This window comes from Zhongshania sp. (assembly GCF_041584495.1).
GTDB lineage: Bacteria > Pseudomonadota > Gammaproteobacteria > Pseudomonadales > Spongiibacteraceae > Spongiibacter.
The window spans coordinates 1-11,203 of record NZ_JBFHDY010000116.1; the positions used below are offsets into that span (position 1 = coordinate 1).

Consider the following 11,203-nt stretch of genomic DNA (forward strand, 5'->3'; position numbering starts at 1 on the left):
CTTCTTTAAGGTCTTTATATGTCGGGTACAATGGAACTGGTTTTGGGATGCTCATGCTTATTCCAGATATTTAGTTAGAACTGCCAATACGTGGATACTATATAGCATCTCCATTATACAAGCCCATGCTCCCTATTTCCAATACCTCACAGTATCGGATTTTTAATGTAATATAACTCACCGTTTTGACTGCGCCGTTTCAGATCCCAAGATTTCTTTATCTTGAATAGCCCCTATTACTGTAGACACTCCGCATGGTAAAAATGAACCATCGGAGGAAGTATGAATCAACGTCGTAAATTTACTGAAGACTTTAAGCAAGAGGCAGCCGCTCAAGTCATTGAACGTGGCTACCCCATTAAGGAAGTTGCCAATCATTTAGGTATTTCGGATAAGACGCTATATAACTGGGTCAACCGTTTTAGGGTGCCTAGTAATGAACGTGATACCCAAGATGATCTCACCGCGGAGAACCGGCGCCTCCTAGCAGAGTTGCGTCGGATGACGGAAGAGCGGGATATTTTAAAAAAGGCAACGGCATACTTCGCAAGGGAGTCAGAATAAAGTATGCCTTTATCAAAGTTAACTGCCAGTATTACGCAGTGGCTATTATGCTTGGCTCAAAACCCCAAAATCTCATCGTACTCGCAGTAACGACAAGCTGACATCAACTATGGATTTCCACGAGAAAAGTAGACTATTTAATGCTACGACAAGTTAATGTCGATTTTACTTAACCAAATCTTTTGCTTTAGTAATTCATCGTCCAAGGCCATGCCCTCTTGATCCATTACCTGATGCAGTTCTTCGCCGGTGCTCGGGTTGCGCGCTGTAGCTGTCACCAAGCCTTCTAAATCGTAGGCCAGCGTAATATCTATGGGATAGCGCTCGGGGCAGTCTTCGGGCAGTGAGAATATGAAATAGCCCAGACTTTTTTCCTCAAGACCTGCGTCCTTTTGCTGCACAACTTCTACAACCAACCGGGGCTGGTTTGGTCTTGTGGTATGAAAACTCATTGATTCGCTTGCGGGTACCGGTTTGTTTTTATCAATCATTACTTTTACGACAGGCTGGCCATCGCTACCGCGCACGCGCAAACCTAACTGCCATGATGTTGCGCGTTGCAGTGTTCGCGAACCTGCTTGCTCGAACAGTTGGCTGGCAATCAAGCCCGCGCCATAAGCAACGGCCTGATGTGGCTGCTTTAATAGTAAATCGGCACGATCTCGCCCAGTGCGCTCCGCTAATCGCTCCCTTACCAGTGGCAATAGACTCGAGCCGCCGGTTAACAGAATATGGTCCACAAAATCCCACTCCATTCCGGCGCTAGCTAAGCAGCGTTGGCAGACCGTTAAGGTCTGCTCCACTAGTTTGTCGATCAAACGATTAAACTGCGCTGTGGTCAGAAGAAAATCAACGGGCTGATTATTCAACAGCAGTGTATTACGTACCTGAGTCACCCCTGGTCGACAAAGCTCTAATTTGGTTTCGGTGGCAAACTGGCGCAGCTGTACTTGTATGGTGTTGTCTTGTAGCAATGGCCCGTGCAGGCGTTCGTACTCGCTAACAAGCTGGCCCATAATGGTTTCGTCTACTGTTTTACCTCCTAGATCATGCTGTCCGTCAGTGGCTAGTACAAATAAACCCTCGTCGGCTGACTGCAATAACGATGCATCAAAAGTGCCGCCACCTAGGTCATACACAAACAGGGTTTGGTCGCCGTTAATATCATTCAAACCATAAAACGTGGCTGCCGCAATCGGCTCTTCAATTAGGTTTACTTGGGGAATTCCCGCCAACATGGCCGCTTTTTTAGTCGCCTGACGTTGGCCGTCTGAGAAATTAGCGGGCACGGTTAGCACCGCAGCGGTGACTGGATCAGGTAAAAAACTGGACACGTCTTCTAAAAGTTTTTTAAGAATTAGTGCGCTAATGGCTTCGGGTCGCCACTCTCGGCCTAGGTAATCCTTAAAGCGGCGTTCCTCGCCCATAGCCAACTTTACAAAACGCACATGATCCGCACTGGGGTCTTCCTGTAAGCGCAGTTCTACGGCATCGCCCACGCTACAGCCAGATTCACTTATATTGACCACCGACGGTGTTCGAAACTGATTGCTGTCGTATTTATCAGGGATTAGGGCCACCTGCCCCGCCGCGTTTATATAGGCGGCCAATGAATAGGTGGTGCCTAAATCAATTCCCAAAACCGGCATGTATTACTCCATTCTTGTATTGCTCAAACACGCTCTTCTGCGATGCGGCCAAAATATATTGCCTAGCATTCAAACACAGCGAATGACTATGGCACTGGCATTGTCTTGCGAACCGCAAGCAATGGCCCTGCTTGTTAGCGCCCGCGCGCCGGCATTTGCCGCTTCGGCTATTTCTGTGTCTGACAAAACGCCGTAAACGCCGTCGCTCATTAACAAAAGTGCGTCGCCGCGTTTCACCCGCAACTTAATGACACCTCGATGTCGCAAGCCGTTTCGTTTTCCGCCCAGCGCCGAGGTTATTGTGTTAGCCATAGGGTGATTATTAGCCTCAACCTCGCTCAGAACGCCTTGAGCTACTTTTTCTGCGACAAAACTGTGGTCTTGGGTGAGCTGCTTCACGCCATCACCACTCAAGCGGTAAGCGCGGCTATCGCCTACCCAAGCTAACCACACCCAACCTCCGCGTTGTACGGCCAATACCACGGTGGTGGCCATGTGGCGCAGCGCAGTATTTTGTTCTGCAGCCTGGCATAAATGCATGTGAGCCTGCTGCAGCATAGCGCGTAATTTTGTTTCTTCTAACACATCAACAGCGGCGATTTTCTCAGCTATGAATGCCGTGGCTTGATGCGATGCCACTTCTCCTCCGTTATGGCCCCCTACCCCGTCACAAACAATAGCGTAGCTGCGTCTCGCGTGTTCACAAAAGGCAATACAGTCTTCATTGTGGTCACGAATTGGCCCAGTCTGACTATCACCATCTATCGACCATGTGACGCGACAAAATCTATTGAGCATTAGCGCACAACGACCCGCAGGCCAAGGCTGTCATAATGGTTCTCCAACAGCTGCCAACCGTCAAAATACCAGAACGATTCCGGCAAGATTTGTATGCCCTCAGAAAGCAGTACGATGTAATCATCGACGCTTTCCACTGTGCCTGCGGGCAATTCTGCACTGAACACGCCCGGTGGATCGGGTATAACTAGCTTGCCGCCGTGAATGGGCGTATTACTGCGCACCACTACAATCTTGCCACTGACATCTAAGGCAAGCACGGACAAATAACTATATTCAGGCGGGATATTAAGCGTGAAACGGAACTCTTCGCCAGGGCTCATACTATGCGCAAGCGGCATATTATTGGTGTCTAGCACACCGAAGCTACGCTCTTCGCGCTGCGCTGGGGGAAGCGCATAAAACAGGCGCCACTCTTGGTCGCGTAAACTTACGCGGCGTTCATTCAACTGCAAATACCATCTATTTCGATCGCGCTGAACCGAAACCCCGATAGATTCTGGCGCAATACCCGACTGTTCGGCTACCGCTGAAAGCTTAGCATCCACCTGCAAACCCGATGCCCACACTAGGTGCCACCCTTGGCTGCCCCACCAGTCACGCAAGCGGCTCTTTAACCGAACTGGCAGCGAGCGGTTATCGTACTCAACCACTACGCTTGCAGTAACGGGGTCGGCACACCGCAATTGATAGTCGTCAAATACCTGTTCGCTTAAGCTAGCCACGGTCTTTGTAAAATCTTCACTTACCTTGCCGTCGATTTTAGTTTGGGTGCTGCTTGCCTCTGCACGAATTGCAACCCGCAGCTGACGCGCAATGGTAGACAAGGCCTGGTCAATCGCTTGCACTTGGTTTGCGCCTTGACCAAATGCTTGATATAGCCCGTCGGGTAAGCGGGAGCGCAGCGCATTATTACACGGGGAGGGTAATGGATTCGAATCAGCAACTTTTCTCGTTTCCTCCGTAACCGCAGTGCAGGCCATTAATAGACTGACCACACTTGTTAACATCACGGTTTTAACGCTGACAAAATTATGCATATCTGCAAATTCTCGCCCACACTGTACAAGGGAAAATAAAACCGAACTCGAAACACTTTAGCGAGAATTCAGACATAAAAAGGGTGTCAGTCATGAGCCAGTCGAAAGCCGTTAATGCTGTGGCGAGTCGTCACGTGGCTGCTGTGACGCTCCGACACCCGAAGCGTCGCCGGCCCAAAGAGAAATGACCCTCCTCGCAATACGCGTACATTGCAGTCACCATCTGTCCAAGCTCCGCCGTTACTCGGCGCGCCTACGTAGCTCTTATTCCGACAATCTTGTGTCCACTCCGATACATTCCCATGCGTATCGTATAGGCCGAAACGGTTAGCGTTAAAGCTTCCTACGCTAAGCGTTTCATTGCGATCTACACCGGTTTTTGCGCCACAGCTATTGTAATCTTTCCTGCCATCGTAATTGGCCTGACTAGTGCTGATGCAATTGCCGGTAGAAAATGATGTTGTGGTCCCTGCCCGGGCCGCATATTCCCACTCCGCCTCGCTAGGCAATCTAAAACGCTTACCCGTGGCCTTATTCAACCACGGTATAAACTCTTGATTAATGTCATTCCAGCTCACGTACACCACTGGGTAATCACCTCGCCCTTGACCTTCATCATCTGGCCGGTAGCTGCAGCCACCGGCGCTTACGCAGGCATCCCATTGCGCAAAAGTGATTTCGTGTTTACTCATAGAAAACGCAGATACGCTTACCTTGTGTACGGGCTTTTCGTCAGCATCGCCGTCGCCATTTAAATCCCCCATGCGAAAGCTGCCGCTAGGAATTGATACCATTGCGATATTTAGTTTTTTAAGTAGTGCCGCTTGCTTTCGGTCCCTTACAGCCTTGCGTTCTGCGGCCGCTTGGCGCGCTACTGCCGCTTTACGTTCCGCAGCGGCCTTAGCCCACTGCTGGTCTATAGCTGCCACCTCGGTGCTAACGGCACTGTGGGCCGCTTGCCATTGCAGCTCTGCACGTTGCCAGTTGTCTAACGCAGATTCAAAATCCCCTGCGTATTGCTGCTGTTTTGCTAGACTTTCTGCCGCTAATGCCTTGCCGACCTCCAGCGGGTCTTCAAGTTTGTAGTCATGCTTGCGCTCTGCCCACTGCGCCGCTGCAGATGCACTGACCTGTTGTGCGGGGTAGAGTTTTTCCGCTGCACTAAATTTTATATATAAACGCTGGTAGCCATCTCTTACGCTGCTCAGTGTAACTTGCGCTTCGCTATAGCTGCCTTCGCGAAGCAGGGTTTCACCTACCGCTAATTCGCCTTCCAGTTCAGGTATCTGGTTGCCGTTAAATACAGCTGTTTCGGTGAGGTCCTGCCAGTGTTTTAGAGCGGTTAGTTGATTGCTCTTATTACGTTGAGCATCGCGCACGTCGCTATCTAGGTTGCGTCTGGCGGTGTCTAGACGCTGTTTTATGACCTTAATCTCGCCTTGCAGTTTGGCGACGGCGGCCTTTTCTCGCGCTATTTCTTCTTTACTGGCGGGTAACCAGTCTTGCCATACGCCAGTGCCGGCAATAGCGCCAAGACCGATAAAGAGTAATAGCACAAGTGACGCTAGTACCCATTTATTAGGCCCGTTGCTCAGTACCGGATTAGTGGTGTTAGTCGCTTTGTAACGGTTTGTACCTTTGTCTTTTTCTACAGCCTCGGCAAAGCTGCCGATGCTGTCAAAGCGCTTTTCTGGTCGTGGTGATAAGGACTGCATAATGGCGGCAGCCATGCCTTTGGGAATATCTTTACGCAGTTCATTAACAGGCTCAATTGCCCCTGCGGGGACTTCACCCGTAAGCAGCTCATAGGTCAACACGCCAACCGCGTACTGGTCAGCGCGACCATCAATGTCTTTCAAGCCCTTTAATTGTTCTGGCGCCATATAATAGGCGGTACCCATTGCAGCTCCAGTTTGCGTACGCCGCGAAGTGCTTTGCAGTTGGGCAATACCAAAATCCATGAGCTTAAGTTTGCCGTCGTCGCCCAGCCAGATGTTTTCGGGCTTTATATCACGATGAATCGTATATTCGTGAGCAGCGCTAAGCCCCATGCATATTTGATTTAAATAGCCTTTGACATCCTCAATGTCCATGGGGCGGCCAACGAGCTTCTGGTTTTCCATTACCTGCCGCAAGCCTTGGCCTTCGAGTAACTCCATAGTCAGAAAGTAAAGCTCGCCATCGTTTTGCACATCGTAAACATTGACGATGTTGGCGTGACTGAGCTTGGAGCTAATGCGAGCCTCGTCCATAAATCGCGCTAACGCGCGTTCGTTATTGGTAAGACTGGGCAGCAGAACTTTTATGGCAATGTCTTCATCGCGATTTTTGTCATGGGCGCGATACACAGCCCCCATTCCGCCCTGGCCAATGAGTTCTGCAATGGTGTAGCGCCCAGCCAAGAGATGACCCGGTTCAAAGCTAAGGCGGTTTTTATCGACTGGATCAACGCCGGGTAAATCGGCTAATTTAGTTTGCGACAAAGAGCCGGCAGCTTGTTGGCGTTTGGGCGCAGATTCAACAAAGAGTTGTTGGTAGGCGGTATCTAACTTGGCAATTAAGTCCGCGAATTTATCCGCTAGGGCTGGGGTTGGCGCGCCTTGCTGCTTTAGTTGTAGCTCGGTACGTTTACTGTAATAGGCATCGTCAATTTCAGATGACGGAGCATCTTTTTCAAGTCCTAAGAGTTTCAGGGCCTTAACCCGACTGTCAGACATTCAAACTTCCCTTTTTAGTCGCTGGCGCTATCGGCGGCTGCGGCTGCCCGGATGGCATGCCGTTCAGCGTCATTGGCATGGCTATCCGCTAGTGAAGCCGAGTGCCCAGATTCAGTGGCGGCCCGGTCAGCCTCATCTTGGCTTTGATTAGCTTTTTCGGCACAAATTTCAGCTTCGCGGCTTTTGTTGGTGGCTAACTCTGTGGCCGTAATGGCCTCACGCGTTTCTTCCCAGGCTTTATCGCTGGCGTACCGTGCGTGTTGGGCACGAAACTCAGCCTCTTCCAATGCGAAGGCCAATTGTGCCAATAAATCTTTAGCGTGAGCGGCCGCATCTTCCATTGCCTGGCGTGCCTGATCACGCAGGGTCTCAGCTTCGTCTTTGGCTGCTCGCGCCGCTTCCATAAAGCTGCGTGCTTCTTGCTGATACATAGACGTATCTTGTGAGGCATCTCGAGCGCGACCTGATTCCGCCTCAGCTTGCGAGGCGAACGTTTCGGCAGTTTCCGCTGCCGCTTGTGACAGTCCAGACTGAGTTTGAGACTGCGCAGCAGCCGACTGAGCGGCAGAGTGGGCGCCCTGCGCTGCACCGGCATAGGTGCTCGCCAGCCCCGAGGCCTGCCCCGCCTCACTGGCCTCTCCAGCCGCACGGGCTGCGTGTTGACTGGCTTGACCTGCTTCAGAGTTTGCCTCTGATGACGCCTGGGCACTCTCATCCGCCTCCCTCCGAGAAGTCTCTGCAAACTCACTTGCTTGCGCCGCGAGACTTTCAGCCTTGCTACTTTGCGCCTCGACCTCTAATTGAGCCTTTTCGGCTTCAGCCTGCGCTTGGCGAGCGGCGTCGAGCGCACCTTGGCTTTGCTCGCGGGCCACAAAGCTCTCATCTTTAGCGATGTCTGCCTCGCTTGCTGATTGCCGGGCCTGCTCTGTCGCGTGTCCGGCATCGCTAGCCGCTGTTGCGGCCTGGTTGGCGGCAGTAGTGGCCTGATTTGATTGTTGTTCTGCCGCGGTCGCTGCAGTCTGGGCGTCACCGGCTTGACTGTCGGCGCGACCAGCGGCTTCTTCGGCGGCATTGGCCTGCTGGTCGGCGGTGCTAGCGCGATTGGTGGCGTCGCTCGCGGCGGTGGTTGCGGTCGCTGCCTGAGACTCTGAATTAGCAGCAAAAGATTCAGCGCGGCCAGCGCTTTGAGTGGCATCGGCTGAAGACTGGTTAGCGTCATTTGCCGAGGAGTCAGCCTTCGCGGCATGTTGATCTGCATGTGCGGAGGCGGTGTCTGCTCGATTCAACGCCTGATCTGCTTGGTTAGCCGCAGAGCTAGACTGCGCAGCGGCCTGAGTGGAATTGCTTGCCGCCGATTGCGCATCACTGGCTGCGTAGCTGGCTTGATTAGACGCCCGTTCGGCATCTTGGGATTCGGCGTCAGCCCGCGCTGCGGCACGGGCCGCTTCTTGCGCCGCCGCAGCGGCACTAGCGGCCTGTTGCTGGGTATCTTGAGCGGAGCTATTTGCAGATTGCGAAGCCTGACGTGAATCATCAGCCGCATAACTAGAATGCTGCATCGCGTCGGTGGCCGCGGCCGCCTGTTGCTGCGCTACAGATAAGGCCTCGGCACTTTGCTGTGATTGCTGCTGCGCCAGTTCAGCGTCGTTCTGGGCTTTTTGCTTTTCTAGATCTGCATCTGCGGCGGCTTGACGGGCTTTTTCAGCCTCGGCTCGGACGGCAGCCAATTCTTGTTCCAATTGGCTGCGGGCGGTCGAGTGTTCTTTGATGGCCATGGCGCTGTGTCCCTGTGGTTATGGTTGCGTTGTGGGCTTATATTCCTAGACGGACATTGTTCGCAAATTGCCGCAAAAATATGGAAAAAAGATAATAATGCTGGGTTTTAACTCAATAATACCAGTTTGGCTCTATATTCCAATAAACAGGCTGCCGCTCATTTAAACCGGCCCCGACATAGGTTGGGTCAGCTTCCTGCCACTTGCCAGCTAATTTAACCGCAGCACTGAGGTGGCCAGGAAATTTTAATGCAGCAACATCAATACCCAGTAAACGACGGGCAATCACTGCCAATGCATAGACACGATCTTCACAATCGCTGGCATCAAAATACAACAGCTCGGTTAAAGTCATCGGCTTTTCACGACCAAATTGCTCTTCGTCGATTTGATAAGGCAATGCTTGTAACCATTTAAGCAATTGTTCAATTTGGGCCTGAGGAGTTAGCCCGCTCAAGGACGCTAGGAGCGGAGCTTGCAATTGCTCGGCTAAATAATCGGGCAGGCTATCGTCGAGGTAGTCGGTAATATCCAAGATTGGCAAATTTGCCAAATAACGGGCGTGGTCTTCATCTACTGAAATTGAAATTTGTTGACCTAAAACACGGCTTCGAGTATGACGCATCGCCAGTCGTAGTCCACGGCTTGGGCGAATCCGAACGCCCCGTACGGCTTGGGGGTGTGGCTGTGTATGAATCTGTAATCGGGGGTTAGGCAAAGCAATATAATGCGACTTTTCTATGAGCTGAAAGCGCTCTTCCCCAAGTAAAAAATACGGATGGTCAAACCAAGTTTGTGGGCTTTTTATTAATAGCTCCAAGCCCCCCACCGAGCGGGCCACCCGTATGTCTAAACCCTGCTGCTGGCCTAAAATCCACAAGCAACCTTGCTGATCTTCGCGAAAAGTATAAAGCAGCTCGCAATTAGCCGCTAACAACTGTATCGCCGCCCACGGGCCTTCGGTGTAGCGTTGAGTAAGAAACTGTGCGTACTGGCTAAGGGTTTCAAACGCTGAGTGCTGAAGGAAGGCGCGCCGAAAAGAAAGCAATGCTGATGGTTCCAAACCCTTTAGGCGCGGCAAAATGTCAGCCACGGGCGGGCGTGTTAAGTGATGGCCGTAAAAATCCCGACTATTATTTTCAAGACTCGCTAATGGTTTGATGGAGGCCGAAACGCCATTGCCACGCTGGGTTTTATGACTGGGCTGCAGTTTGGGTTTGTGTTCTGGAGGCAAAGGGTCTTGCTGCGCCTCACTGAAGCTTTTCCAATCCTGGGCCAAACTCTTAGCGTACAGGCGCTCATTGGCCTCGGTGAACGTCACATAGTCGCTGCGGCTAGTACTAAGAAAGGCATCGTACTGCTGCCGGTAATCCGCTTCGGCTAAAACCGAAAAGGGTATGCAGGTTAAGGCCGTTAATAGCACCACAGTCTTATATATACTTTCTGCTATTAGCGCCATTAGCTACCTCTGAACAACCATCACGGCAATTACCATTTTGAGCATCGCCATAGCCAAGATGTCAGTCCTGAACAAGTCGGAAGCCCTGACGCGAATTATAGCGCTTTTTTATTGCAATGAAGCTAACTGCCGTTTCTAAAAACACCGCATCGCTCGCCCAGCCCCCCGGATTACAGCCCAGCTACAATCACCATCTAGCCACGCACTACCGCCAGTTGGCGCTCCGGTATAATCATCGTTTTTACAATTTTGAGTAAACTCAGCAATATTGCCCGCCATATCGTATAAACCCAAACTATTTGCGGTGAAGCTGCCCACAGCAAGTGTCTTGCCGCGATATACCCTAGAGTTCGGGTCACAGTCTCTATTTTTTCTATCAGCTGATTCCGCGCTGTTATAATTTGCTTGGCCAGTGTGAACGCAATTGCCAGTAATATATTTAGTCGTTGTGGCGGCTCGTGCGGCAAACTCCCACTCAGCGGCCGAGGGTAGCCGATACGTGGTGGCAGAACCGGAATTTAGCCCTGGCATAAACTCTTGCGTTACTCCATTTCAACTAGCGTTCATCACGGGCCGTGGTCCGCGCCCAGTCCGCATCATCCGAACGGCGTTTACACGCTCCTGCACTGACGCAGGCTCCCACTGTTCAAAGGTGATTTCGTATTTACCTATTTTAAAGCTAGGTACAGTGACCGAATGCGCGGTCCCTCGGTTCTCGTCGCCCATCACGAAGCTATCGCCAGCAATTGCTATCATATCTTTACTGATTACTACAGCGAGCTCAGCTGCCATTTTTTGGGAAGCCAAGGCTTTGCGCTCGGCTGCAAGGGCCACCTTACGCGCCGCCGCTTCTCTTGCCGCGGTTGCTTTGGCAATGCGTTGCTGCTCGATATGGGCAATTACTGTATCTACGGCCTTATAAGCGGCCTTCCAGTTCTGCGTCCTCAATTGCCACTGCCGTAATGCGGTAACAAAGCTCCCTGCGTATTGGGCTTCTTTTGCGGCTGTTTCTGCCGATACTGCTAGGGTAACTTCCTTAGGGTCTGCTAGTGCGTAAGATTTTTTTGCGTTTTAACCACGCGGCTTTGGCTTGTGCAGCTGAAGTTTCAGCGGCGAAAAGTTTTTCGGCGGCGTTAAATTCTTTTTGTAAAGTTTTGTAGCCATCGCGGACTTTGCTAAGGGTGTTTTGCGCTTCTGCATA

General features: G+C 51.5%; 9 protein-coding genes. 1 reads left to right on the top strand and 8 read right to left on the bottom strand.

What is annotated here, in order from left to right; genetic code table 11:
- The first annotated feature begins 282 nt into the window (after positions 1-282).
- Positions 283-564, top strand: a complete 282-nt coding sequence (locus tag ABYP33_RS15210) for a transposase (RefSeq protein WP_373092011.1) — start codon at positions 283-285, stop codon at positions 562-564.
- A gap of 143 nt (positions 565-707) precedes the next feature.
- Here the strand turns inward: ABYP33_RS15210 and ABYP33_RS15215 are convergent, their stop codons facing one another.
- The 8 genes from ABYP33_RS15215 to ABYP33_RS15250 form a co-directional block, all read right to left on the bottom strand.
- The gene (locus ABYP33_RS15215; RefSeq protein WP_373092012.1) at positions 708-2,213 is read right to left on the bottom strand and encodes an Hsp70 family protein; all 1,506 of its coding nucleotides are present in this window, start codon (positions 2,211-2,213) and stop codon (positions 708-710) included.
- A gap of 69 nt (positions 2,214-2,282) precedes the next feature.
- On the bottom strand, positions 2,283-3,011 hold the full coding sequence (locus ABYP33_RS15220; protein ID WP_373092013.1) for a PP2C family serine/threonine-protein phosphatase: 729 nt from the start codon (positions 3,009-3,011) through the stop codon (positions 2,283-2,285).
- The gene (locus ABYP33_RS15225) at positions 3,011-4,051 is read right to left on the bottom strand and encodes a hypothetical protein (RefSeq protein WP_373092014.1); all 1,041 of its coding nucleotides are present in this window, start codon (positions 4,049-4,051) and stop codon (positions 3,011-3,013) included. Before ABYP33_RS15225 ends, ABYP33_RS15220 begins: the two co-directional genes overlap by 1 nt.
- Positions 4,052-4,137: 86 nt before the next feature.
- A complete protein-coding gene (locus tag ABYP33_RS15230) occupies positions 4,138-6,768 on the bottom strand; it encodes an SUMF1/EgtB/PvdO family nonheme iron enzyme (RefSeq protein ID WP_373092015.1) in 2,631 nt (876 codons plus the stop codon).
- A gap of 14 nt (positions 6,769-6,782) precedes the next feature.
- Positions 6,783-8,543 (bottom strand): hypothetical protein, encoded by a 1,761-nt coding sequence (locus tag ABYP33_RS15235; RefSeq protein ID WP_373092016.1) that lies wholly within the window; start codon positions 8,541-8,543, stop codon positions 6,783-6,785.
- 112 nt (positions 8,544-8,655) lie between these two features.
- Positions 8,656-10,002, bottom strand: coding sequence for a hypothetical protein (locus ABYP33_RS15240; RefSeq protein ID WP_373092017.1), 1,347 nt, complete (start codon positions 10,000-10,002; stop codon positions 8,656-8,658).
- Positions 10,003-10,137: 135 nt separating this feature from the next.
- Positions 10,138-10,533, bottom strand: coding sequence for a formylglycine-generating enzyme family protein (locus tag ABYP33_RS15245; RefSeq protein WP_373092018.1), 396 nt, complete (start codon positions 10,531-10,533; stop codon positions 10,138-10,140).
- A gap of 21 nt (positions 10,534-10,554) precedes the next feature.
- Positions 10,555-10,950: an SUMF1/EgtB/PvdO family nonheme iron enzyme gene (locus ABYP33_RS15250; RefSeq protein WP_373092019.1), complete on the bottom strand. Its 396-nt coding sequence runs from the start codon at positions 10,948-10,950 to the stop codon at positions 10,555-10,557.
- Between the last annotated feature and the right edge of the window lie 253 nt (positions 10,951-11,203).